General features: G+C 69.4%; 23 protein-coding genes and 2 pseudogenes. 14 read left to right on the forward strand and 11 right to left on the reverse strand.

Annotation, left to right across the window (positions count from 1 at the left end; genetic code table 11):
• Positions 1-37: 37 nt before the first annotated feature.
• The 4 genes and pseudogenes from sigK to QE428_RS09390 all read left to right on the forward strand — a co-directional run bounded on the left by sigK (position 38) and on the right by QE428_RS09390 (position 3,237).
• Positions 38-625: an ECF RNA polymerase sigma factor SigK gene (gene sigK, locus QE428_RS09375; RefSeq protein WP_307468435.1), complete on the forward strand. Its 588-nt coding sequence runs from the start codon at positions 38-40 to the stop codon at positions 623-625.
• Positions 622-1,416 carry an anti-sigma factor domain-containing protein gene (locus tag QE428_RS09380; protein ID WP_307468438.1) on the forward strand — a complete coding sequence of 265 codons (795 nt, stop codon included), beginning with the start codon at positions 622-624 and terminating at the stop codon, positions 1,414-1,416. Before sigK ends, QE428_RS09380 begins: the two co-directional genes overlap by 4 nt.
• A 71-nt stretch (positions 1,417-1,487) precedes the next feature.
• Positions 1,488-2,128: pseudogene (locus tag QE428_RS09385) on the forward strand (DNA-directed RNA polymerase subunit beta).
• A 224-nt stretch (positions 2,129-2,352) separates the two neighbouring features.
• A complete protein-coding gene (locus tag QE428_RS09390) occupies positions 2,353-3,237 on the forward strand; it encodes an aminodeoxychorismate lyase (RefSeq protein WP_307468442.1) in 885 nt (294 codons plus the stop codon).
• Positions 3,238-3,349: 112 nt separating this feature from the next.
• Here the strand turns inward: QE428_RS09390 and QE428_RS09395 are convergent, their stop codons facing one another.
• From QE428_RS09395 to QE428_RS09430, 8 genes and pseudogenes are all read right to left on the reverse strand, one after another.
• On the reverse strand, positions 3,350-4,159 hold the full coding sequence (locus tag QE428_RS09395; protein WP_307468445.1) for a type IV toxin-antitoxin system AbiEi family antitoxin domain-containing protein: 810 nt from the start codon (positions 4,157-4,159) through the stop codon (positions 3,350-3,352).
• Positions 4,160-4,625: 466 nt separating this feature from the next.
• Positions 4,626-5,405: a phosphate ABC transporter ATP-binding protein PstB gene (gene pstB, locus QE428_RS09400; RefSeq protein ID WP_251582391.1), complete on the reverse strand. Its 780-nt coding sequence runs from the start codon at positions 5,403-5,405 to the stop codon at positions 4,626-4,628.
• Positions 5,406-5,435: 30 nt separating this feature from the next.
• A complete protein-coding gene (gene pstA / locus QE428_RS09405) occupies positions 5,436-6,527 on the reverse strand; it encodes a phosphate ABC transporter permease PstA (RefSeq protein ID WP_091352212.1) in 1,092 nt (363 codons plus the stop codon).
• A pseudogene (pstC, locus tag QE428_RS09410) lies at positions 6,527-7,490 on the reverse strand (phosphate ABC transporter permease subunit PstC). The gene pstA and the pseudogene pstC overlap by 1 nt, the downstream one beginning before the upstream one ends.
• An 82-nt stretch (positions 7,491-7,572) precedes the next feature.
• The gene (locus tag QE428_RS09415; RefSeq protein WP_091352217.1) at positions 7,573-8,688 is read right to left on the reverse strand and encodes a phosphate ABC transporter substrate-binding protein PstS; all 1,116 of its coding nucleotides are present in this window, start codon (positions 8,686-8,688) and stop codon (positions 7,573-7,575) included.
• Positions 8,689-8,823: 135 nt separating this feature from the next.
• Positions 8,824-9,762: an NUDIX domain-containing protein gene (locus QE428_RS09420; protein WP_091352219.1), complete on the reverse strand. Its 939-nt coding sequence runs from the start codon at positions 9,760-9,762 to the stop codon at positions 8,824-8,826.
• A complete protein-coding gene (locus QE428_RS09425; protein WP_307468456.1) occupies positions 9,759-11,927 on the reverse strand; it encodes an RNA degradosome polyphosphate kinase in 2,169 nt (722 codons plus the stop codon). Before QE428_RS09425 ends, QE428_RS09420 begins: the two co-directional genes overlap by 4 nt.
• A gap of 67 nt (positions 11,928-11,994) precedes the next feature.
• A complete protein-coding gene (locus QE428_RS09430; protein ID WP_091352223.1) occupies positions 11,995-12,681 on the reverse strand; it encodes a winged helix-turn-helix domain-containing protein in 687 nt (228 codons plus the stop codon).
• Positions 12,682-12,791: 110 nt separating this feature from the next.
• On the opposite strand from QE428_RS09430, the gene QE428_RS09435 reads away from it, so the two are divergent.
• The 4 genes from QE428_RS09435 (at position 12,792) to QE428_RS09450 (ending at position 16,038) form a co-directional block, all read left to right on the forward strand.
• Positions 12,792-13,085, forward strand: coding sequence for a hypothetical protein (locus QE428_RS09435; protein ID WP_307468459.1), 294 nt, complete (start codon positions 12,792-12,794; stop codon positions 13,083-13,085).
• A 171-nt stretch (positions 13,086-13,256) separates the two neighbouring features.
• Entirely contained in the window at positions 13,257-13,862 is a 606-nt protein-coding gene (locus QE428_RS09440; RefSeq protein WP_307468461.1) for an FABP family protein, read from the forward strand.
• Positions 13,859-14,941: a folate-binding protein YgfZ gene (locus QE428_RS09445; protein WP_307468464.1), complete on the forward strand. Its 1,083-nt coding sequence runs from the start codon at positions 13,859-13,861 to the stop codon at positions 14,939-14,941. The genes QE428_RS09440 and QE428_RS09445 overlap by 4 nt, the downstream gene beginning before the upstream one ends.
• 2 nt (positions 14,942-14,943) lie before the next feature.
• Positions 14,944-16,038, forward strand: a complete 1,095-nt coding sequence (locus tag QE428_RS09450; protein WP_307468467.1) for an aromatic acid exporter family protein — start codon at positions 14,944-14,946, stop codon at positions 16,036-16,038.
• Between the two features lie 31 nt (positions 16,039-16,069).
• On the opposite strand, the gene QE428_RS09455 is transcribed toward QE428_RS09450, so the two are convergent.
• Complete coding sequence (locus tag QE428_RS09455) at positions 16,070-16,894, reverse strand: class I SAM-dependent methyltransferase (protein WP_091352236.1); 825 nt, start codon at positions 16,892-16,894, stop codon at positions 16,070-16,072.
• Between the two features lie 41 nt (positions 16,895-16,935).
• On the opposite strand from QE428_RS09455, the gene QE428_RS09460 reads away from it, so the two are divergent.
• Positions 16,936-17,685, forward strand: a complete 750-nt coding sequence (locus QE428_RS09460; RefSeq protein WP_091352238.1) for a phosphoglyceromutase — start codon at positions 16,936-16,938, stop codon at positions 17,683-17,685.
• A gap of 79 nt (positions 17,686-17,764) precedes the next feature.
• Here the strand turns inward: QE428_RS09460 and phoU are convergent, their stop codons facing one another.
• Positions 17,765-18,436 (reverse strand): phosphate signaling complex protein PhoU, encoded by a 672-nt coding sequence (phoU, locus tag QE428_RS09465; RefSeq protein WP_091352240.1) that lies wholly within the window; start codon positions 18,434-18,436, stop codon positions 17,765-17,767.
• Between the two features lie 177 nt (positions 18,437-18,613).
• Here phoU and QE428_RS09470 point away from each other — a divergent pair, with 177 nt between their 5' ends.
• Together QE428_RS09470 and QE428_RS09475 are read left to right on the forward strand one after the other, a co-directional pair.
• Entirely contained in the window at positions 18,614-19,807 is a 1,194-nt protein-coding gene (locus QE428_RS09470) for a cell wall metabolism sensor histidine kinase WalK (RefSeq protein ID WP_091352241.1), read from the forward strand.
• Entirely contained in the window at positions 19,804-20,487 is a 684-nt protein-coding gene (locus QE428_RS09475) for a response regulator transcription factor (RefSeq protein ID WP_091352243.1), read from the forward strand. The genes QE428_RS09470 and QE428_RS09475 overlap by 4 nt, the downstream gene beginning before the upstream one ends.
• 64 nt (positions 20,488-20,551) lie before the next feature.
• On the opposite strand, the gene QE428_RS09480 is transcribed toward QE428_RS09475, so the two are convergent.
• Positions 20,552-21,037, reverse strand: a complete 486-nt coding sequence (locus QE428_RS09480) for a DNA modification methylase (protein WP_133398295.1) — start codon at positions 21,035-21,037, stop codon at positions 20,552-20,554.
• Positions 21,038-21,170: 133 nt separating this feature from the next.
• On the opposite strand from QE428_RS09480, the gene QE428_RS09485 reads away from it, so the two are divergent.
• The 3 genes from QE428_RS09485 (at position 21,171) to ispD (ending at position 24,211) form a co-directional block, all read left to right on the forward strand.
• Complete coding sequence (locus QE428_RS09485) at positions 21,171-21,653, forward strand: CarD family transcriptional regulator (RefSeq protein ID WP_065571227.1); 483 nt, start codon at positions 21,171-21,173, stop codon at positions 21,651-21,653.
• Between the two features lie 93 nt (positions 21,654-21,746).
• A complete protein-coding gene (locus tag QE428_RS09490) occupies positions 21,747-23,024 on the forward strand; it encodes an acyltransferase (protein WP_091352246.1) in 1,278 nt (425 codons plus the stop codon).
• Positions 23,021-24,211: a 2-C-methyl-D-erythritol 4-phosphate cytidylyltransferase gene (ispD, locus tag QE428_RS09495; protein WP_307468481.1), complete on the forward strand. Its 1,191-nt coding sequence runs from the start codon at positions 23,021-23,023 to the stop codon at positions 24,209-24,211. The genes QE428_RS09490 and ispD overlap by 4 nt, the downstream gene beginning before the upstream one ends.

Here is a 24,211-nt window from a genome sequence, read left to right on the forward strand (position 1 = left end):
CCGTGTTCGCGCGCGCGAGGATGGCATGCTGGGACCAATGGTTATCGACGGTGTAGAAGTCCCTGAGGACGGGGAGTCGGCGGATCACGCCGGCGATCTCCTCGTTCGCGTCGCCGGTGGCGATCAGGCAGCCTTCGCAGAGCTCTACGACATGCTGTCCTCGCGGGTGTTCGGACTGATCCGACGGGTCCTCGTCGACCCCTCCCAAAGCGAGGAAGTATTACAAGAGGTCTTCTTGGAGGTCTGGCAATCCGCTTCTGGGTTCGCTCCGAACAAGGGGCAAGGAAGAAGTTGGATCCTGACGATGGCTCATCGTCGGGCCGTCGACCGGGTTCGCGCATCGCAGTCCAGCGTGGACCGGGACGTCCGCGTCGGAACTCGCGACGCGCATACACAACAAGAGGGCATCGCCGAGCAGGTCGAGTTGCGGATCGAAGGTCGTCGCGTCGTACGCGCGCTTCGCACGCTCCCCGACCCGCAGCGCGAAGCCATCACCCTCGCGTATTTCGGGGGGTACAGCCAAAGTGAGATCGCGGCCCTCCTCGGAGCACCGCTCGGAACGATCAAGACACGGATGCGTGATGGATTGAACCGTCTACGACAGGAAATGGGGGTGACTCTGTGAACGAAAAGGACTTCGCCGAACTCTCGGCAGGACACGCGCTCGACGCACTGTCGCCCGAGGACGAGCAGGCGTACCAGCAGGCGCTCGCCGCTCACCCCGAATGGGAAGAGCTCGTCGACGCCGATGCGCACGTTGCCGGCTTCCTCGCCGAAGGAACGGGAGAAGAGGCGCCTCCCGCAGACGTACGCGACCGGCTCCTCGCGAAGATCGGCTCCCTCCCGCAGCGGATGCCGGTGGCCGCCGCATCCAATCCCGAACCCGAGCCCGTCGTCGAGCCCGAGCCCGAGCTCGTCGTCGCCGGCCCGCCGACCGAGGCGGTCCAGGCCGTCCAGCGTCGGAACTGGACACGCGGACTGTTCGCCCTCGTCGCGTCAGCCGCTCTCCTCGTCGGCATCGGCTGGGGCGTCGGCTCCATCATGGAACAGGTGCGGACGCCGGCTCAGGTGCAGGCGCTCGAGCAGATCGAGGCCTCGCCCGACGCGCAGAGCGCCACGGGTCAGTTCACCGACGGCGGAGAGGCGGAGGTGCATTGGTCTCCCTCGCTCGGAAAGGTCGTCCTGACCACCGACGATGCGCCCAGGATCGCCGATGACCGCACGTTCGAACTCTGGTTCGTCCGCGGCGATGAGCCGATCGCGGCCGGGACCTTCGACCCGTCCGACGACGTCACCGCCCTTCTCGACGGCGACTTCCAGCCCGGCGACATCATCGCGATCACGGTCGAGCAGGCGGGCGGCTCGCCCGACGGCAAGCCGACGACCGAGCCGATCGTCGCGATCCCCACGGCCTGACCTTTTTCACAACGCACCCCGCCTCGGCTCCGGCCGGGCGGGGTGCGTTGCTGCCGGAGTAGCCTGGAGGGATGTCTGACGCGTCCCGCGACTTCCACAAGCCGGTCCGCCGCTCACCCGATTCGTTCGATCGCAACTTCGCCGCCGATGATCCCGCCGAAGCCAGCCGTGTGGCTCACGCCACGGCATCCGCTCTGCTCTCACGGGTGCGCGAACAGCCGCGCGACGAGGTCATCGACCGCGGCTCGTGACCTTCACCGACGCGCACGGCATCGCGACGATCGCGGAGCTCTGGGCGCACTCGCCCGCACGCTCGCTGCCGGGTGCGCTGTGGCGGCTGTACCTGCTGCAGTTGATGATCCACGACGACGCGGCGACCGCTGCGCTGCTCTACGAGCGTGGGCGGACACGGCTGTCGTCGGCGGACGTCGTCATCGCGGGTGCGCCGGCTCCGGCGAGCCCCGACGAGCTCGTCTCGCTCATCGACCTGATCCTGCGCGGGGTGTTCGCGGGTGACTTCGCACTCGCGCTCGAGCGGGCGGCATCCTTCTCGCGCGTCGTGGCAGCGGGGGCGACCGATCTCGCCGACGACTACGACGAGAGCGAGCCGGTGCGGGCCTCGACGTTCACGACGCGGGCGCTGCGCCTCGACACGTACGCGGGGGACCTCGTCGCGGCCGCGGCGCTGTGGCGACGCGACGGCCTCACGTAGGCATAAAAAGTGCCGGACCGCAGAACGCCTCTCGGCGCGTGGCCGCTCGCAGCGGCTGAAGATGGAGCCCGGGGTTACTGCGGCCCGGCTAGAAAAGTGTAACGGAGGGGCTCCCGAGGTATTCCGGTCCGGCGCGGATCCGGGGTCGGTCGGGCGTGTCGGGATCCTCGTTCGCGGATGCCTCACATCCACCGACACGGATGCCGCCGCGTAGGCTTCGTGCCATGGCTTGGCGCTTCGCTCTCATGATCGACCCTGCGGCATCCGACGATGCGCGCACCGACTTCGCCGACACGTTCAGCGAGATCGATCCCTCGACTCCCGCGTTGACCGTGGGGGAGTTGAGCACGCAGCGCGGTGACGGGATCTTCGAGTCGATCGGCGTCGCCGACGGACACGCGCAGGAGGTCGAGCCGCACCTCGCGCGGCTCGCGCACTCCGCCGAGATCTGCGAGCTGCCCGCGCCGAACCTCGAGCAGTGGCGCGAGGCGATCAGCCGCGCGCAGGCGGCGTCGGGGGAGGGCGAGGCGGTCATCAAGCTGATCCTGAGCCGCGGCGTCGAGCACGGTCCCACCCCGACCGCGTGGGTGACGGTGGCGCCGGCGGCGGACTTCACGAAGCCGCGCACCGAGGGTATCGCCGTGGCCGTCCTCGACCGCGGCTACAGCATCGACCTGCCGGGTCGGGCGCCGTGGCTGCTGCTGGGCGCGAAGACGCTGTCGTACGCCGTGAACATGGCCGCGATCCGCGAGGCGAAGCGCCGCGGCGCCGACGATGCCGTCTTCGTCAGCTCCGACGGGTTCGTGCTCGAGGCGCCGACCGCGTCGCTCATCATCCGGCGAGGCGACACGTTCGTCACCCCTGCGCCGAACGGCGGCATCCTTCACGGGACCACCCAGCTGAGCCTGTTCGACCACCTCGCTGAGCGCGGCTTCGAGACTGCCTACGAGACCCTGCCGGTCTCGGCGCTCCACGACGCGGATGCCGCGTGGCTCGTCTCGAGCGTCCGCCTGGCCGCGCCCATCACGGCGGTCGACGAGCGGTCCCTGACCCTCGATGCCGAGCTCACGGCATCCTTCAACCAGTACCTGCTCAGCCCGCGCGACTGAGCCGTCGCCGGCGTTCGCGGATGCAATAGTTGCGACCGGACACGCCGCCCATGCGCCCCGGGATACCGCGTGTCGCCGCTGATCCACTGCATCCGCGCACGCACCTCGGCCCTCACAACCGCGCGAGCGCCCCGAGGATCGCGCGCTCGACCATGTCCCAGTCGTGCACGATGAGCGCGTAGTCGAAGCGGAGGGTGACGTACCCCCACATGGCTGCGTTCGCGTCGCGGACGAGGTCCTTGTGTCGCATCGACGCTCCGTCGTGGTTGTCGCGCCCATCGACCTCGACGATCAGCCGGTCGCCGATCAGCGCGTCCACGACGCCGACGCCCGCGATACGCACCTGTGTCTGCACTCGCAGTCCGAGGTCGCGCAGCCGCCACCGCAGCATCGACTCGAGTCCGCTGTCGGCGTCGTCTCTGCTGAGCCCGAGCGCGTCGCGCCCTTCCTGATTCACATGCCGGCTCAGCCATCGCATGTCGTCACCGTCCAGAAGGTCCTGCCGCCGCGCGGATTCCAGCGCGACGAAGAACGCCTCGCCGCCGTAGCAGGTGAGGACCTGTCGCAGAATCCGAGCGAGTGATGGTTCCCGCCGATCCTCCCCGGGCCCGGCGGCATCCCAATGCTCGGTGCAGTCGCACGGATGGTCGTGCGTACGCTGCCCGGGCCGCATCCAGACATGCGGCATCCGTGCATCTTCCATCACCCAGAGGCCGCGGTGCCGCGCCGCGCTCACGCACGCCAGCGAACCGCCGTGCCTCGCGGCCAGTCGCGCCTCCGCGCACGTCTCAGGCCACGCGTAGACCCCGATCCGCACCCGCTCGAGCTCGCCGCGCCGCAGCGCCCGTTGCACCCGACGCTGCGACCACCCCGCATCGAACAGCTGCCGCAGACGGACGATCGGATGCCGGAGCTCGCACATACCCGCGAGCCTCGCCCGCTCCCGGCCCTCACGAGCCGCGCCGGCTCATGCCGGGGACAACCGGCATCCCACCCCCGCGGGGGAGGAGTCCGCGATCGCAGTTGTCCGCCGCGATCGGCGCGACGAGGGAGCGCCCGCGCCCCAGCGTCATCGGATGCAATAGATCCGCGGCGACACCCCGCTGTTCAGGCCCGGGATGCCGCGTGTCGCCGGCTATCTATTGCATCCGCACACAGCGCCGCAACGGCGCGCCGCACACCGTCGCCACCGCCCGAACCATGCACGCCCGCCGACAAACGTCACCGGATGCAAGAGATCCGCCGCAACACCCCGCCGTTCAGGCCCGGGATGCCGCGTGTCGCCGGCGATCCATTGCATCCGCACACGGCGCGCCCCCGGCGCCCCCGCAAACCAGAACGAGGGACACCGCGCTCCCGCGCGGCATCCCTCGCCCCCTACAGCCGACTCACCCGAAGCGGCCCGAGACGTAGTCCTCGGTGGCCTGCACGGACGGCTTGGTGAAGATCGTGCCGGTCTCGTCGTACTCGATGAGCTTGCCCGGCTTGCCGGTACCGGCGATGTTGAAGAACGCGGTCTTGTCCGAGACGCGCGAGGCCTGCTGCATGTTGTGCGTGACGATGACGATCGTGTACTCGCTCTTGAGCTCCTGGATGAGCTCCTCGATCGCGAAGGTCGAGATCGGGTCGAGGGCCGAGCAGGGCTCGTCCATGAGCAGGACGTCGGGGGAGACGGCGATCGCACGCGCGATGCAGAGGCGCTGCTGCTGACCGCCCGAGAGGCCGGAGCCGGGCTTCTCGAGCCGGTCCTTGACCTCGTTCCAGAGGTTCGCTCCGCGCAGCGACTTCTCGACGAGGGCGTCGGCGTCCGACTTCGAGATGCGCGAGTTGTTGAGCTTCACGCCGGCCAGCACGTTGTCGCGGATCGACATCGTGGGGAACGGGTTCGGACGCTGGAAGACCATGCCGATCTGGCGGCGCACGAGCACCGGGTCGACGCCCTGACCGTACAGGTCCTCGCCGTCGAGCAGCACTTCACCCTCGACGCGGGCGCCGGGGATGACCTCGTGCATGCGGTTCAGCGTCCGCAGGAACGTGGACTTGCCACACCCGGACGGGCCGATGAAGGCGGTGACGCTGCGGGGCTCGATGTCGAGGGACACGCCCTCCACGGCGAGGAAGTCGCTGTAGTAGACGTTGAGGTCGTTGACTTCGATGCTCTTGGACACTTCGGGGTGCTTTCTGTCGGATGCCGCGGGTCAGCGGCCGAACTTGGGGGCGAACTTCTTCGCGACGAAGCGTGCGATGAGGTTCAGCGCCATGACGATGATGATGAGCGTGAGCGCTCCGGCCCAGGCGCGCTCGAGCGCGGCGGGGATGTTCGTGCCGGGGTTCTGGAACTGGTCGTAGACGAACACCGGGAGCGTCATCATGGGGCCGTCGAACGCGTTCATGTTGAGCGACTGGGTGAACCCGGCTGTCAGCAGAAGGGGCGCGGTCTCGCCGATGACGCGCGAGATCGACAGCATGATGCCCGTCGTGATGCCGGCGATCGAGGTGGGGAGGACGACCTTCACGATCGTCAGCCACTTCGGCACACCGAGGGCGTAGCTCGCCTCGCGCAACTCGTTCGGAACCAGTCGCAGCATCTCCTCGCTGGAACGCACGACGACCGGGATCATCAGCACCGACAGGGCGAGCGAGCCCATGAAGCCGGTGTTGAGCCCCGGACCGAACAGCAGCGCGCACACGGCGACGATGAACAGACCCGCGACGATCGACGGGATGCCGGTCATCACGTCCACGAAGAAGGTGATCAGCTTCGCGACCCGGCCGCGGCCGTACTCGACGAGGTAGATCGAGGTCATGAGACCGATCGGCACCGAGATGACGGTCGCCCAGCCGGTCACGATGAGGGTGCCCCAGATCGCGTGGACGGCGCCGCCGCCTTCGCCCACGAAGTTGCGCATCGAGTTGGAGAAGAAGGTCGGGTCGAACCTGGCGACGCCGTTGACGATGACCGTGAACAGCAGCGAGATGAGCGGGAGCAGGGCGATCGTGAAGGCGATCGACACCAGCACGGTCGCGAGCCGGTCGGCGGCGCGGCGCCGCGTCTCGACGACGCTCGACAGGACGACGAGGACGATCGCGAACAGGACGACGCCCACGAAGGTGGCGCCGGCGATGTTGAAGTCGGCCACATCGCTGCCGCTGTTCATGATGGCGAACAGGATGCCGGACAGCACGAGCGCGCCGGCGAGCAGCACCCACGGCATCCACTTGGGCAGCTGTCCCGCGGTGAGCGAGTTGCCCACGGGCGTGCGGGTCTCGGAGCGGGTGAGGGTGGTCATCAGTTCGCTCCAGAGAACTCGGCACGGCGGTTGACGACCCACCGGGCGATCGCGTTGACCGCGAAGGTCACGATGAAGAGGATGAGGCCCGTCGCGATGAGGACGTTGACGCCGTCGCCGTACGCCTCACCGAAGTTCAGGGCGATGTTCGCGGGTATCGGCGTGGGGTTGTTCGAGTTGAGCACCTGGAACGTGACCGCACCCGTCGCCGAGAGGACCATCGTGACGGCCATCGTCTCGCCGAGCGCGCGGCCGAGGCCGAGCATCGCGCCCGAGACCATTCCGCCGCGGGCGAAGGGGAAGACGGCCATCCGGATCATCTCCCAGCGCGTCGCGCCGAGGGCGAGGGCCGCCTCCTCGTGGAGCACGGGGGTCTGCAGGAACACCTCGCGGGTGATCGCGGTCATGATCGGCAGGATCATCACGGCGAGGACGAGGGATGCCGTGAGGATCGTCCGCCCGGTGGGGGAGACCGCACCGGCGAAGAAGGGGATCCAGCCGAAGTTCTCGTTCAGCCAGACGTAGAACGGCTGCAGGAGCTGTGAGAAGACCAGCGCGCCCCACAGGCCGTAGACGACCGACGGGATCGCGGCGAGCAGATCGATGACGTATCCGAGCACCGAGGCGAGCTTTTCGCGGCGCATAGTGCGAGATGAAGAGGGCGATGCCGATCGCCAGCGGCGTCGCGACGACGAGTGCGATGACGGAGGCCCAGAGGGTGCCGAAGACGAACGGCCAGACGTACTCCCAGAACGGCTCACCGCTCAGGAACTGGGTCTCGTCGGGGTTCGCGGTGAAGGCCGGCACGCTTTCGACGATGAGGAAGAGCGTGACGGCGGCGAGGACGATCAGGATGATGATGCCCGCGCCCAGCGCGGTGCTCGAGAAGACGAGATCGCCACGTCGACGCGTCGGTCGCCGGGCGGTGTCCTGGTCGGCGACCAGTTCGGTGGTGGGGGGCATCGCAGTCCTCGGGTCGGAAGCGGGGCGGACGTGAGTGCTGCTGGTGGCTCCCGACAAGCGGGAGCCACCAGCAGCGAGGGTCTTACTTCTTGGCGCTGATCATGTCGATCGCGGTCTGGGCCTTCTCGGCGACCTCGGTCGACAGGGGAGCGGAGCCGGCAGCCTCGTTGGCGACCTTCTGGCCCTCTTCGCTGACGATGTACGAGAAGTACGCCTTGACGATGTCGGCGGTGGCCGCATCCTCGTACTGCGCGCAGCCGATGAGGTAGCTCACGAGAGCGATCGGGTACGACCCGGCCGGTGCCTCGGCGGGGTCGACGTCGAAGACCAGGTCGCCGTCGGCGCGGCCCTCTTCGAGCGGCGACGACGCGACGAGCTCCGCAGCAGCCTCGGAGGAGAACGGCACGAAGTCGTCGCCGACCTTGACGGCGGCCGAGCCCAGCTCGCCGACGCGGGAGGCGTCGATGTAGCCGATCGTGCCCTGGCCGCCGTTGACGGCAGCCTCGACGCCCGAGGTCTGCTGTGCTGCCTCAGAGCGCGTGGTCTTGACGGGCCAGGCGTCGTCGTCCTCGTAGGGCCATGCATCCGGGGCGACGGCCGCGAGGTACGCGGTGAACGTGCCGGTGGTGCCCGACTCGTCGCCGCGGAAGACGGGAGTGATAGCCAGGTCCGGGAGCTCGACGCCCTCGTTGAGATCGGCGATCGCCGGGTCGTTCCACTTCTCGATCTTCTCGTTGAAGATGTTGCCGATGACCTCAGGAGTCAGGTTCAGCTCCTTGACGCCCTCGAGGTTGAAGACGACGGCGACGGGCGAGATGTAGGCGGGGACCTCGATGATGTCGGCCGTGGCGCACGCGCCGAACTTGCCGGCCGCGATCTCGTCGGTCTTGTACGCGCGGTCCGAGCCGATGAAGTTGCTGGAGCCCGCGATGAAGTTGTCGCGGCCGGTGCCCGAACCGGTCGGCTGGTAGTTGACCGTGACGTCCGGGTTCGCCGTCTGGAACGCAGCGGTCCACGCCTGCTGGGCCGCGCCCTGCGACGAGGCGCCGGTCGCCTTGACGGTGCCCGACAGCGAGGAGCCGCCGTCGGAGGGCTGGCCGCTGCCAGCAGGAGTGCCCTCGTTGGCCGCGCAGGCCGAGAGCGACAGGACGGCGACGGCTGCGACAGCGCCCACGCGGGCGATGCGGTTGAGCTTCACGTGTGATTTCCTTCGGGTGATCGGGACACCCCGGTGCGGGGCTGGCTCGACGCTAAGAGCCGCCGGTGACCAGGTTCCGCTCCGGAGGTGAACGACAGGTGAACGGACCCGGTCCGAACGGGTCCGTCTGTCGGATCACACCTGCGGCGCGTGCGTCTCGATCGCGACGATCCCGGATCCGGGGTTCGTCGCCGAGAGGTGGACGACCGAGAAGGCGCCCGGTTCGAGGGACGACGCGGCGCCGAGGTACGAGCCCTTCACCGTTCCCGTCGCCAGCGCGATCTCGTGCATCACGTCGGGGAGGACCGGCCGGTGCGAGCACAGCACCGCTGGCTTTCGCGCCCGCACGCGCGTGCCGACGAGAGTGCGCGCGTCCGCGGTCCCGGCATCCCAGGCATCCTGCGAGATCGCGGCGGTACGACGGATGTCGCGGCGCAGCGACTTCGCCAGCGGGGTGACAGTGTCGACGCACCGCACCGCGTCGCTCGAGTACACGCGGCGCACCCCGAAGGCCCGGAGCGGTCCGACGATCGCCTTCGCCTGCTTCTTGCCGCGAGGGGAGAGGGTGCGCGCGGCATCCTCTCCCGACCAGTCATCGCGCGGAGTCGCCTTCGCGTGACGCAGCACCACCAGGGGGAAGGTCTCGAGCACGCCGTCGTCCACGAGGCGAAGGAAGTTCTCGAGGATCTCGACGTCAACGGGGTAACTCAGCTTGCCGAGCGCTTTGCGCGCCGGCATCCATTCCAGTGCGGCGATCTCGCGGTTCGGGACGAACGCGGACTCGCGGATGGCCTTCTCGGTCGCCTGCGCGCTCCAGTAGTGCACGATCTTCGTCCGCTTGCTCGGCAGGCGATAGTTCGAGATCCCGACGGGCACGCCGAGGTGCACACGGATGCCGGTCTCCTCGTGGATCTCGCGCACGGCCGTCTCGGCGAGCGTCTCCCCGGGATCGACTTTGCCCTTGGGCAGGGTGACGTCGCGGTACTTGGTGCGGTGGATGGCGAGCACGAGGAGCTTGCCGTCGAGCATCCGCCACACCACGCCGCCGGCGGCGTAGACCGCGGTTTCGGTCATCGCACCGCCCGCTGGCGCCGCCGGCGCAGGACGTCCGACATCGTCTTCTCCTGCAGGTCGACGAGCGGCGTGCCGTCGGCGCCCAGGTGACGACGCGTCCATTCGCCCTCGGCACCGAGGTGCCACGAGCTCGTGCCGTCGTCCATCGCGAGGTCGAACAGCGCCAGCAGCTCGGTCACGTGGGCCGGCTCCATGACGCGCACGAGCGCCTCGACACGACGGTCGAGGTTCCGATGCATCATGTCGGCGCTGCCGATGTAGACCTGCGGCTCCCCGCCGTGCGCGAACGCGAAGATCCGGGAGTGCTCGAGGTAGCGGCCGAGGATCGAGCGGACCGTGATGTTGTCGCTCACCCCGGGCAGATCGGAGCGCAGGGAGCAGATGCCGCGCACCCACACGTCGACCTTCACGCCGGCCTGGCTCGCCCGGTACAGCGCGTCGATGATCTGCTCGTCGACCATCGAGTTCACCTTGATGCGCACGTAGGCGGGCTTGCCGTCCAGCGCGTTGCGGCGTTCGGCGTCGATGAGGCGCAGCAGTCCCTTGCGCAGGTGCAGGGGAGCGACGAGCAGGCGCTTGAACTTCTTCTCGATCGCGTACCCGCTGAGTTCGTTGAACAGACGGGTGAGGTCGCGACCGACCTGCTCGTTCGCCGTGAACAGCCCGTAGTCCTCGTAGATGCGGCTCGTCTTCGGGTTGTAGTTGCCCGTGCCGATGTGGCTGTAGCTGCGAAGGGCGCCGTCCTCCTCGCGGATCACGTGCAGGAGTTTGCAGTGCGTCTTCAGTCCGACGAGGCCGTAGACGACGTGGACGCCGGCCTTCTCGAGCGTGCGAGCCCACCCGATGTTCGCCGCTTCGTCGAAGCGCGCCTTCACCTCGACGAGGGCGAGCACCTGCTTGCCGTTCTCCGCCGCGTTGATGAGGGCCTCGACGATCGGGCTGTCGCCCGAGGTGCGGTACAGCGTCTGCTTGATCGCGAGCACGTGGGGGTCGCGGGCGGCCTGCTGCAGGAACGAGACGACGCTCGTCGTGAACGACTCGTACGGGTGGTGGACGAGGATGTCCTCCTTGCGGATGGCGGCGAACAGGTCCGCGCGTCCGTTCTGCTCGGCGGGCTGGAAGGGCGTCGCCGTCTTCGGTACGTGCGCGGGGTAGCGCAGGTCGGGCCGCTCGATCTGCGACAGCGAGAACAGGCCGCGCAGATCCAATGGCGCGGGCAGTCGGTAGACGTCGTTCTCGGTGATGTCGAGCTCGTCGAGCAGCAGCGACAGGGTGACGTCGTCCATGTCCTCGGTGATCTCGAGGCGGATCGGCGGACCGAACCGGCGACGCAGCAACTCCGCTTCGAGCGCCTGGATGAGGTTCTCGGTCTCGTCCTCCTCGATCACGACGTCCTCGTTGCGGGTGAGGCGGAACGTGTGATGCTCGAGGATCTCCATGCCGGGGAAGAGGTCGCCGAGGTTCTCGGAGATCAGCTCCTCGAGCGGGAGGTAGCGGACGGTGTTGCCGTCCTTCCGGACCTCGACGAGGCGCGGCATCATCGGGGGCACCTTGAGACGCGCGAACTCCTGGCGTCCGGTCCGCGCGTTGCGGATGCGGATCGCGAGATTGAGCGAGAGCCCCGAGATGTAGGGGAACGGGTGCGCCGGGTCGACTGCCAGCGGCATGAGCACCGGGAACACCTGCGACGAGAAGTAGTCGTAGAGGATCTCGCGTTCCTCATCCGACAGATCGGCCCACGACACGACCTCGATGCCGGACTCGGCGAGGGCGGGCCGCACCTGCTCCGACCAGACCGCGGCGTGGCGCTCCTGCAGCGCGTGCGCGGCGGTGGCGAGGTCGGCGAGCACGTCGAGGGGAGCGCGCCCCACGTTGGTGGGAACCGCGAGTCCGGTGAGGATGCGGCGCTTCAGACCCGCGACGCGCACCATGAAGAACTCGTCGAGGTTGCTCGCGAAGATCGCCAGGAAGTTCGCGCGTTCGAGCGTGGGCAGGTTCGGATCCTCGGCCAGCTCCAGTACGCGCTGATTGAAGGCGAGCCAGCTGAGCTCGCGGTCGAGGTAGCGGTTGTCGGGCAGTTGCGAGTCGTACGCCTCGACGACGTCGTCGAAGTCGTCGTCGTCCGCGTCGCCCAGTCCGGAGTCGTGAACCTGGGTGTCGATCATCCCCACATCATTGCAGGGCGACGTGTCCCATGCGTGAACACGACGGACGGATGCCGCTGTGTCGGCCTCAGGCGGGCGCGCCGGGCAGCTGGTCGTCCTCGTACACGTTGAAGCGATAGCCCACGTTGCGGACGGTGCCGATGAGCTGCTCGAGGTCGCCGAGCTTGGCGCGCAGGCGTCGGACGTGGACGTCGACGGTGCGGGTGCCGCCGAAGTAGTCGTATCCCCAGACCTCGCTGAGCAACTGCTCGCGGGTGAAGACCCGGGACGGATGCGTCGCGAAGAAGTGCAGGAGCTGGAACTCCTTGTAGGTGAGGTCGAGCGGCCTCCCGTGCACCTTCGCCGAGTAAGAGGACTCGTCGATGCTGATGCCCGAGGTCTGGATGCGCGTCGACACCTGCTCCTTCGAGACGCGACCGACGGCGAGGCGGATGCGGGCGTCGACCTCGGCGGGACCGGCGGTGACGAGGATGACGTCGTCGATGCCCCAGTCGGGTGAGACGGCGGTGAGGCCGCCCTCGGTGACGACGAGCACGAGCGGAGAGTCGAGCCCCGTCGTCGTGAGGATCTTGCAGAGGGACTTCGCTCCGACGAGGTCCTTGCGCGCATCCACGAAGACGACGTCCGCGTTCGGGGCGTTCACCAGCTGCGCGGCTTCGGCGGGGATCTGCCGGACGCGGTGGCTGAGGAGCTCGAGGGCGGGCAGGACGGAGTCGCCGCCGGCGGCGGAGCTCAGGACGAGCAGCTGTGCCAAGGAGGACCCTCCGGTGCAGACTCGGAAACGCGTTTCATCTTAGGGGTACCCCCGGCAGGCGCCGTGTCGCCGCCGGTGCACCCGCCCGGGCTGTGCGCAACAATGGGACCATGACCGCGCCCGAGATCCTGCCCCGTCGTCGGATCGCCGGTGTCATCGCGGTCTGGGTGGTCGCCGCCCTCGTCCCGCTCGCCGTCGGCGTCTTCGTCGAACCGGACTGGCGCGGCGCGTGGCTGCTCGTCGGCTTCGGCCTCTGCTTCTTCGTCGCCTTCGCGGTCCAGCTCGCCTCGGGCCGGTCGCAGGGCTTCATCGTCCGCATCGCGGCGAGCGTCCTCGGTGCCCTGGCCGTCATGGGCCTGCTCGGTGCCGGCTTCGCGCTCGCCGAGCTCCTCGCCGGCTTCTGAGCCGGCGGCATCCGTCGACCGCACCCGCGTCCGCGGCGGCTAAAGTGGACGGCATGGATCTCGTCGCACTCGAACTCTTCTTCGTCGGGCTGCTCGGCCTCGCATCGCTCGCGATCGCGTTCGTGTCCGGCGTCGTGGTGTGGAACCTTTACCGCGGTCAGCGCTGACACCGTGATCGATCTGCCGACCGACCTTCCGGCTGATCTGGTCCCGCTCTCCTGGCTCATCGGGGTCTGGGAAGGCACCGGCGTCCTCGAATACGACGCTCAGGGTCGGACCATGTCGGGCGAGTTCTCCCACCGCGTGAGCTTCAGCCACGACGGTGGGGACGCGCTCAACTACGCGGCGACCGCCTGGTTCGAAGATGCCGACGGCACCCGCCACGACCTCGTCGCCGAGACGGGATACTGGCGTCTGTCCCGTCCCTCGACGGAGCAGGACGCAGGACCGGCACTTCTTCCGGCCCTCGCCCCCCGTGACGCGGCCCGGACCGTGGACGACGTCGAGGCGCTGCGCGCCGACGGCGGCGGGTTCGAGATCGAAGTGGCGCTCGTCCACTCCGACGGGATCAGCGAGCTCTACCTCGGACAGGTCCGCGGCCCGCGCATCGACATCGCGACCGATGCGATCGTGCGTCCCGCCGGTGCGAAGGACTACTCGTCCGCCACCCGGATGTACGGCCTCGTCGACGGCCACCTGCTCTGGGCCTGGGACATCGCGGCCCTCGGCACCGCACTGTCGTCGCACGCCTCCGCGCGGCTGGCGAGGGTCCAGTGACCGCCGACGTCTTCGCGGGAGTCCCCGGCGCCGTCGTCGACGAGCGCGGTCTCGCGCACCTCGGCAATCCCGTCCGCGAGCAGCGCGACCTCGCCGCAGGCTCTGCGGTCGCGCCCTTGGCCGATCGCACGGTCCTCACAGTCGCGGGCGAGGACCGGCTCTCGTGGCTGGACTCGATCACATCGCAGGCGCTCGCCGCGCTCGCTCCCGGCGTCGGCACCGAACTGCTGGTGCTCGATCCGCAGGGGCACGTGGAGCACGCGGCATCCGTCGTCGACGACGGGGAGCGCACGTGGCTCATCGTCGACCGGGACCGGGCGGGCGCGCTCCTGACCTGGCTGACCCGCATGCGCTTCCGCCTGCGCGTCGACCCGCAGGACGCGTCCGAGGGCTTCGCCGTCGTCGCCGGCACGAACGCGGCCGTCGATGCGCTCGGTGCCGAGGTCGTCTGGCGCGACCCGTGGCCGAACGTCGGCATCGGCGGCTGGGGATACGCCGCCGTCGACCCGCACCCGGGGGCGGACCTCGACTGGGCGGAGGCCGTCGTGCCGCGCACGGTCCTCGACGACCTGGCCGCCGCCGCGGTCCGTGGTGAGACGCGCCTCGCCGGATACCTCGCCGCGGACGCTCTGCGCGTCGCCGCGTGGCGCCCGCGCGCCGCGAGTGAGGCCGACGGACGCACCCTGCCGCACGAGGTCGACTGGCTCCGCACCGCGGTCCACCTCGACAAGGGGTGCTACCGCGGACAGGAGACCGTCGCGAAGGTCCACAACCTCGGCCACCCGCCGCGACGACTCGTGTCGCTCCAGCTGGACGGATCGGATGCCGAGCTCCCGGCACCCGGCGCAGCGGTCCGGCTCGACGGGGCCGATGTCGGCGCCGTCACCTCCGTCGCACGTCATCACGTGGAGGGCCCCATCGCCCTCGCCATCGTGAAGCGGTCCGTGCCGGTCGACGCCGCGCTGACGGTCGAGGTGCCTGACGGCGAGATCGCCGCCGCGCAAGAGGTCGTCGTGCCCCCGGATGCGGGGCGCGCGGCATCCATCCCGCGCCTGCCGCGCCTGTCCCAGCGCCGCTGACGATGACGGGGGAACCGACGGCGACGGCTCCGGTGCCCACCGCCCGCCGGTACCCGCGGGAGGGGTGGACCCGCCTGAAGGGCTCCGCTGTCGCGATCCTGCAGCTGGTCGTCGCAGCCAGCACCGCGTTCTCGATCGCGCACTACGGCCTCGGGCATCCCGCCCCGCTGATCGCGGCGACCGTCACGATCTCGAGCCTCGGACTCGTCCGTGACGCGCGACCGTGGCGCGTCCTCGAGACCGTCATCGGAATGACGCTCGGCGTGTTCGTCGCCGAGCTCGTCGTGTTCCTCGCCGGCAACGGCTGGTGGCAGCTCGCACTCACTCTCGCGGTCAGTCTGTCGATCGCCCGTTTCGTGTCGCCGCAGGCGGGGTTCGCGATCGCTGCGGCGATCCAGTCGATCATCGTCGTCGTCGTGCCAGCCCAGGTGCCGTTCCTGCGCCTGCTCGACGCGCTCATCGGCGGCGCGATGGCGCTGCTGGTGACGGCCCTCATCCCGCGCAGTCCGCTGCGGACCGCGCTGACGGATGCCGGGCGCCTGTTCTCCGCATTCCAGGGCGCCGCCGGCACCGTCGCCCAGGGGCTTCGCCGCGGCAGTCGGGTGCGGACCGAACGTGGTCTCGAGAAGGCGCGCGAGCTGCAGGGCCTCGTGGACGACTGGAAGACCTCGGTGGAATCCGGCGCAGCGATCGCCCGCATCTCGCCGTTCCTGCGGCGGCAACGGTTCGAGCTGGAACGGTACGAACGGATGCGGGTGAGCATGGACCTCGCGGTGCGCAACCTCCGCGTCGTCGCGCGCCGCGCCGCCTACCTCGTCGACGACGGCCGCAAGCGCGATGTCGCAGCCGACCTCCTGGTCGAGCTGATCCGCGGCGCCGACCTCGTGCAGCAGTCCCTCACCGACATCACGTACGAACCGGCTGCGCGCGAGGTGCTCACCGCGGTCGCCGCGCGCCTCGATCCAATCGCACTCGTGCCCGACGGCTCCCTCGGCGACCAGACGCTCATCACGGCGCTCCGCCCCCTCGCCACCGACCTGCTGTGCGCGACGGGCCTCAGCCCGGCGGACGCCCGGGCCCGGTTGCCGCGGGTCTGACCCCGTTCGTCACCACGGCGTAATCGCGGGGTCACCGCGGCGCGACAGCGTCCCAGGGCAGGGTCAGCTCGCCGAGCCGCCATCGCGCGCGACCGCCGATCGCCCATCCCGCGGCGTCGAGCGCGTCGAGCGCGGCGCGCCACCGCTGCACGGGCCCGAACGCTGACGCCGCGACCGCGCGCGTCCACTCCCGGTCGAGCGCCTCGATCACGTCGTGCACCCGTTCCCCTGGCACATTCCGGTGGATGAGCGCCTTCGGCAGGCGCTCCGCCGCGATCGCGGGGGAGTCGAGCTCCGCGAGCCGCAACGAGATGGTCAGGCTGCGCGGCGCGGCATCCGGCCCCACCTCGATCCAGGTCGAGATCCGACCGAGCTCATCGCACGTCCCCTCGACGAGCATGCCGTCGGGGCGCAGGCGCGACGCCATCCGCGCCCATGCGTCGGCGACCTCGTGCTCGTCGTACTGCCGCAGCACGTTGAACGCGCGGATGACGGCTGGACGTCGACCGTCCGGCACCGGTACCTCGAACCCGCCGCGCGCGAAGGAGACCCGGGCATCCCGGGCGAAGCTCGCCTCGCCCGCGCGCACCCGAGCGAGCTGTTCGCGCGCCCGACCGACGCGCGCGGGTTCGATCTCCAGCCCCAGCACCTCGACGTCGGGGCGAGCGCGACGGAGCCTCGCCTCGAGCTCGAACGCGGTCACGCCGCTCGCCCCGTAGCCGAGGTCGACCACGAGCGGGTCCGCTGTCCGTCGCAGGATCGGATGCCGAGCGATCCAACGATCCACCCGGCGCAGCCGGTTGGTGTTCGTCGTCCCCCGGGTCACCTGCCCCACGACCGGATCGGAACGCGTCATGACCCCATGATCCCATCCGGCGCGCCGGTAGGATTGCGGGCATGACAGCCCCCTACACGTTGATCCTCCTTCGGCACGGTCAGAGCGAGTGGAACAAGTCCAACCAGTTCACCGGCTGGGTGGATGTCCGCCTCACCGATCAGGGCAAGGCGGAGGCCCAGCGCGGTGGCGAGCTGCTGAAGGAATCGGGTCTGCTCCCCGACATCCTCCACACGTCGCTGCTGTCGCGTGCGATCCAGACCGCGAACATCGCGCTCGACGCAGCCGACCGCCTCTGGGTGCCCGTCAAGCGTTCGTGGCGTCTGAACGAGCGTCACTACGGCGCCCTGCAGGGCAAGGACAAGGCGCAGACCCTCGACGAGTTCGGCGAGGAGCAGTTCATGCTCTGGCGCCGGTCGTTCGACGTTCCGCCGCCGGACATCTCCGACGACGACCCCTACACGCAGGTCGGCGACGTGCGCTACGCCGACATCGACGGCGACGTGCCCCGCACCGAGTCGCTCAAGATCGTCATCGACCGCCTGCTCCCGTACTGGGAGAACGAGATCGTCCCCGACCTCAAGACCGGCAAGACCGTCCTGGTCACGGCCCACGGCAACTCCCTCCGCGCGCTCGTGAAGCACCTCGACGGCATCAGCGACGACGACATCGCCGAGCTGAACATCCCCACCGGCATCCCGCTCGTGTACCGCCTCGACGAGAACCTCGAGCCGCTCGAGCCGGGCGAGTACCTCGACCCCGAAGCCGCCGCCGCCGGCGCCGCCGCGGTCGCCTCGCAGGGCAAGAAGTAACCGGCACGCCACCGGGAACACGAAGAGCGGATGCCTCGCGGCATCCGCTCTTCGTCGTCCGGGCGCACCCGAGCCGGGATCAGACCTCGGCGTCGACGCCCTCGGGGTCGGCCGACCACGTGCCCGTGGCCAGGTACGAGACCTTCTTCGCGACGGAGAGCGCGTGGTCGCCGAAGCGCTCGTGGTAGCGGGAAGCGAGCGTCGCGTCGACGGTCGCCGACGCTTCGCCCTGCCAGTTGTCGCTGAGCACCTTCTCGAAGACCGCGAGGTGGAGCGCGTCGAGCTCGTCGTCCAGCTCGTGCAGACGGCTCACGAGCGACAGGTCCTCGGTGCGCAGGAGGTCGGCGAGGGTGCGTGCCACCTCGGTGTCGATCTCGCCCATCTTGGTGAAGGTGTTCTTGAGGCCCTTCGGGACGGCGCGCTCGGGGAAGCGCATGCGCGTCAGCTGGGCGATGTGCTCGGCGATGTCACCCATCCGCTCGAGCGAGGCGCTCACACGCAGCGCCGCGACGACGATGCGCAGGTCGCGGGCGACCGGCTGCTGACGGGCGAGGATCTCGATGGCCAGTTCGTCGAGCTCGATGGCCTTGTCGTCGATGACCTTGTCGTTGTCGATGACGTCCTCGGCGAGGGCGACGTCGCTCGTCGCGAACGCGCGGGTCGCCCGCTCGATCGCGACCGTCACGAGGTCGGAGATCTCGACGAGACGGGTCTGCACGTCCTCGAGGGACTGGTGGAAAACTTCGCGCATGGAGCACCTTCTCTTCGTGCGGGCGGGTGAGGGGCGCGACCTGTCGCGCAGAGACCTCGGCGATCCTCCCGCGCTCAGGTTAACGGTCGGTGCCGACACGGTGAACAGTCGACGGTGCGCGACGCACGGGCCGATTTCCGTCCGATTGCGGGGGTGCGACCACCTTACGCTGGGGTCATGGATTCGACGCAGCTCGAGCTGCTGGCGCTCGTCGTGGGGCTCTTCGTGGGCGCCGGCGCGGTCGGACTCGTGGTCTACGCGATGCAGGAGCGCGCGCGCACCCGGCTGGTGACATCGCTGGACATGCCCGAGGGCACCGCTTCCGTCCTCCAGGCGATGGACGACGCCGCCGTCGTGGTCGATCCGTCCATGCTCGTGCTCGCGGCATCCGCCACGGCAGAGGTGTTCTCGCTCACGGTCAACGAGACCCTCGACGCCGATCGCCTCCGGCACCTCGTGCGCAACGCTCGTCAGACGGGGCTCCCCGCGACCGAGAACATGACCCTCAACCGCGGGGTCGAGCCTCGCGTCGTCGCCGCGCGGGCCAGTGTCATCACGCCGCGGCTCACGCTGATCGTCATCCGCGACATCACTGAGCGCGAGCGCGTCGAGCAGATGCGCCGCGACTTCGTCTCGAACACCTCCCACGAGCTCAAGACGCCCGTCGGCGCGGTCACGCTGCTCGCCGAGGCGATCGAGTCCGCCGCCGACGACCCCGATCAGGTGCGCCACTTCGTGCGGCGGCTCAGCGGTGAGGCGACCCGCCTCGGGCAGCTGACCTCCCGCATCATGAACCTCTCGCGCCTGCAGTCGGCGGATGAGATCGCCGAGATGCGCGACGTGGCGGTCGACGAGGTGGTCCGGTCGGCCATCGAATCCCAGGCCATCGCCGCGGAGTCGGCGGAGATCAGCGTCGCCAGTGGAGGGGAGAAGGGGCTCTTCGTGCGAGGCGACCCGCAGATCCTCACCGAAGCCGTCAGCAACCTGCTCGCCAACGCGATCGCCTACTCGCCCGCCGGAGCGCAGGTGGGGATCGGCGTGCGCGAAGCCGACGGCGCCGTCGAGATCGCCGTCGCCGACCACGGCATCGGCATCCCCGAGGATGACCAGCAGCGCGTCTTCGAACGGTTCTACCGCGCCGATCAAGCGCGCTCTCGCCGCACCGGCGGAACCGGCCTCGGCCTCGCGATCGTGAAGCACGCGGTCCAGCGGCACGGCGGGTCGGTCGAGCTGTGGTCGCGTCCCGGTCGCGGGTCGACGTTCACGATCCGACTTCCCCTCGTCGCCGAGGCGGATCGCGACACCCCCACTCGCAAGAAGAAGCCCAAGAAGATCGGCGCGAAGGCGCCCGCCAAAAGGAAGACACCATGACCCGCGTCCTGATCGTCGAAGACGAACCCGATCTCGCCGACCCGCTCGCCTACCTCCTGCGCAGAGAGGGATTCGAGGTCGAGATCGCCGAAGACGGCGGCATCGCCCTCGACTCGTTCACCTCGCGTGGCGCCGACATCGTCCTGCTCGACCTCATGCTCCCCGGGATGCCGGGGACCGAGGTGTGCCGCGTCATCCGGTCCACCTCGAAGGTGCCCATCATCATGCTGACGGCCAAGGACAGCGAAGTCGACATCGTCGTGGGACTCGAACTCGGCGCGGACGACTACATCACCAAGCCGTACTCGTCTCGGGAACTGCTCGCACGCATGCGCGCGGTCCTCCGCCGCAGCGAGAACGACGAGCTCGACGTCGACGACCGCATCATCGAAGGCGGGCGCGTCACCCTCGACATCGACCGCCACACCGTCTCGGTCGAAGGCACCGAGATCTCGATGCCGCTCAAGGAGTTCGAGCTCCTGGAGCTCCTCATGCGCAATGCCGGTCGCGTCCTGACCCGCGGTCAGCTCATCGACCGGGTGTGGGGGAGCGACTACTTCGGCGACACGAAGACCCTCGACGTCCACATCAAGCGCATCCGCTCCCGCATCGAGAAGAGCCCCAGCGACCCGAGCATGCTGCTCACGGTGCGCGGGCTCGGCTATCGCTTCGAAGCCTGACGACGCGGCCACACGACGAAGGCCCCCACCGAGTCGGTGGGGGCCTTCGTCGTGCAGCGTGAGATCAGCCGGCGGGCGTCGCCGTCGCGGCGGGGGTCGGCACGAACTGCGTGTAGTAGGGCAGCGTGCCGTCGAGAATGGGGACGAAGACGCGGACGCCTTCGCCTTCGCCGGACTGGAATGAGACCTCGACGTTGGCGCCGGGCTTGCCGACGTTGTCGAACGTCATGGGTGCCATGTCGACGCCGAGGGTGACGGAGGAGTTCGCGGCGATCTCGACGCTCTGCGGCTGGCCTTCGATCGAGACGTTCAGGGCGAGCGCGTCATCGGTGGAGTTCACGATCGAGGCGACGAGGTTGCCCAGCGTGCCCTCCTCGTCGGCGATGATCAGGGCGTTGCGCACCTTGAGAGGCCCGGAGTCGGGGATGTTGACGCCGTCGGAAGCGGAGTACTGGATGGTCGTCGCCTGCGGGGCCAGCATGTTGCAGCCGGTGGTGCCCAGAACGACTGCGGCGCCCAGGGCCAGGGACGCGATGAGACGCGATTTCACGGATCCTCCAGATGACACGAACGGCGACCCTCTCATCCTATGGGGTCGTGGGAGTGGCATCGGGCAGGTGGGCGGCGAACCTTAGCGTATGTCGCCTGTGGTATTCTGGAGGTTGCCGAAAGGACACAACTGCATGCTTTTTGAGGTTGGCGAAACCGTCGTCTATCCGCACCATGGCGCTGCGACCATCATCGAGGTCAAGGATCGCGTCATCAAGGGCGAGACGAAGAAATACCTGAAGCTCAACGTCACCCAGGGCGATCTCATCATCGAGGTCCCTGCGGACAACGTCGATCTCGTGGGCGTCCGCGACGTGATCGGCAAGGACGGGCTCGAGAAGGTCTTCGATGTCCTGCGCGCACCCTTCACCGAGGAGCCGACCAACTGGTCGCGTCGCTACAAGGCGAACCTCGAGAAGCTTGCGTCGGGCGATGTCATCAAGGTCAGCGAGGTCGTCCGCGACCTCTGGCGCCGCGACCAGGACCGTGGCTTGTCCGCGGGGGAGAAGCGGATGCTGGCCAAGGCCCGGCAGATCCTCATCTCCGAGATCGCGCTGGCGCTGAAGGCCGACGAGGAGAAGGCATCCACCGTCCTCGACGAGGTCCTCGCTTCCTGACACATTCTGAGAACGGCCGGCTGCTCAGCCGGCCGTTCTTCGTTGTTCGAGCACATGCCGCACGGCGGTGAAGGGGTGCGGCATGATGTGCCCGTGACCACCCGTTCCGTGACCGCCACCGTCGACCTCTCGCGTCGTGATCTCACGCTCGACCTCGCCCGCGTGGTGTGCGTCCTCTTCGTCATCGTCGTCCACCTCGTGCAGGTGGGGATCGGTCCCGGCCCGGACGGCGGGCTCGCGGCATCCCGTCCCGCCGAAGAGCAGCCCTGGTTCAACGCAGCAACCTGGGTCGGGCAGATCATGCCGCTGTTCTTCGTCGTCGGCGGGTTCGCCTCGGCGACGGGCTGGCGCTCCTGGACCGCGAAGGGCGGCCACGCCGCCGGGTTCGTGCGGACCCGCACGCTCCGCCTTGCTCAGCCGGCGTTGCCGCTGTTCATCTTCTTCGCCGTCGTCCTCGGGGTCGCGACCGCGGCGGGGCTGCCCGACCAGCTCGTTGCGGATGCCGCCATCGGCGCCGGATCCCCCCTCTGGTTCCTCGCCGCATACCTGCTCTGTCAGGCAGCGGTGCCGCTCCTGGCGGCGTGCCATGCCCGCCGCCCGGTCCTCACGCTTCTGACCCTCGCGATGGGGGTCGTCCTCGTCGACGCCGTGCGCTTCTCGACGGGCATCCCGGAGATCGGGCTGCTCAATCTCCTCTTCGTCTGGCCGCTCATCCAGCAATTCGGGTTCTGGTACGCCGACGGATGGTTCGACCGACGGCATCCGCTCTCCCTCGTCGCCATCGCGGCGGCGTGCTACCTCCTGCTCTGGCCGCTCACCTCCCTCGGCCCGTACTCCGCGAGCATGCTCGGCAACCTGAATCCGCCGACGGTTCCGCTCGTCATCCTCGGGATAGCGCAGGCCTGCCTGCTGCGCCTGCTCAAGCCGGTGCTCGCGCGCCTCATGGCGCTCCGGGCGATGCAGGGCGTGGTCTTCGTCCTCGGGTCGCGCCTCATGACGATCTACCTCTGGCACCTTCCGGTCATGCTCGCCCTCACGGGCGTCAGCCTGCTGATCCCCGGCGCCGCACCGGCGCCGGCGTCGCCCGCGTGGTGGTGGTCGCGTCCGATCCTGTTCATCGTGGTGCTCGGAGTGCTGCTCGCGCTCTCGCTGGTCCTCGCGAAATGGGAGGCGCTGGGCACGCTCGGGCGCGCGCCGGCCACGGGGATCGTGGCGGTCGCGTGGGTGTGCGCGTTCGTACCGCCCTTCGCCGTCATGGAGTGGTTCCTCGACCTCCCGATAGCGGTGGTCGGCGCCCTCCTCCTGGGAGTCGCCGTCCTCCTGCTGCGCCGCAGCCCGGTCGCCGACGGCTCGGTACGCTCGGAGGCATGAGCCTCATCCCCGTTCCGCGTGTTGCCGTCATCGTCGTCGCCGCAGGTTCGGGCACGCGACTCGGCACGGGGTCGGCGAAGGCGTTCGTCGGCATCGACTCGCACACGATCCTGCGCCATGCCCTCCGCGGGGTGTTCGCCGCACCCGAGGCACAGGTGATCGTCGTCGCGCCGGGCGACCGGGTCGGCGACGCGGAGACCGAGGCGCTCGAGGCTGCCAGGGATCGCCGGGACCTGGTCTCCGTGGTGGCGGGAGGAGCCACCCGGCAGACGTCGGTCGCCGCCGGACTCGGGGCGGTCTGGCCGGACGTCGAGATCGTCCTCGTCCACGATGCCGCGCGCGCCCTCACCCCTCCCGAGGTCTTTGAACGTGTGATCGACGCCGTTGAAGGCGGATCGGATGCCGTCATCCCCGTCCGCCCCGTCGTCGACACGCTCAAGCGCGTCGACGGCGACGCGGTGGTCGAGCCGGTCGACCGCTCGGTCCTCGCCGCGGCCCAGACCCCGCAGGGGTTCCGACGCGCGGTGCTCGACGAGGCGTACCGCGACGCGGCCGCCGACCACACCGATGACGCCGCGCTCCTCCAGGCAGCCGGAACCGTCGTGCGAACGGTTCCCGGAGACGACTTCGCGTTCAAGATCACGACAGCGGCAGACCTCGAGCGCGCTCGCGCACTCGTCGCACCCGTCCCGCCGGTCGTCCGGGTCCCCGCCCCGGCGATCCCGCGCGTCGGGATCGGAACAGACGTACACGCCTTCGGCGGGGACGACACCCTGTGGCTCGCCGGTCTGGAGTGGCCCGGGGAGCCGGGGCTGAATGGGCATTCCGACGGGGATGCCGTCGCCCACGCGATCGTGGACGCGGTCCTCGCGGCCGCGGGCCTGGGGGACATCGGCACGCACTTCGGGACGGATCAGCCCGAGTACGCGGGGGCGCATGCGGCGGCGTTCCTCGCGCGGACCCGCGCGCTCGCGGCGGAGGCCGGCTGGGTGATCGGCAATGTCAGCGTTCAGGTGCAGGCCAAGCGCCCGCGCTTCGCCGCGCGGCGCGTCGAAGCCGAGCGCGTGCTGTCGGACGCCCTCGGCGCGCCGGTGACCGTGTCGGCGACGACGACCGACGGCCTCGGGTTCACCGGAACAGGAGACGGCGTGGCGGCCTTCGCGGTCGCGGTCGTCGTCCCCGCCTGA

The organism is Microbacterium sp. SORGH_AS_0505 (assembly GCF_030818715.1).
Lineage (GTDB): Bacteria > Actinomycetota > Actinomycetes > Actinomycetales > Microbacteriaceae > Microbacterium.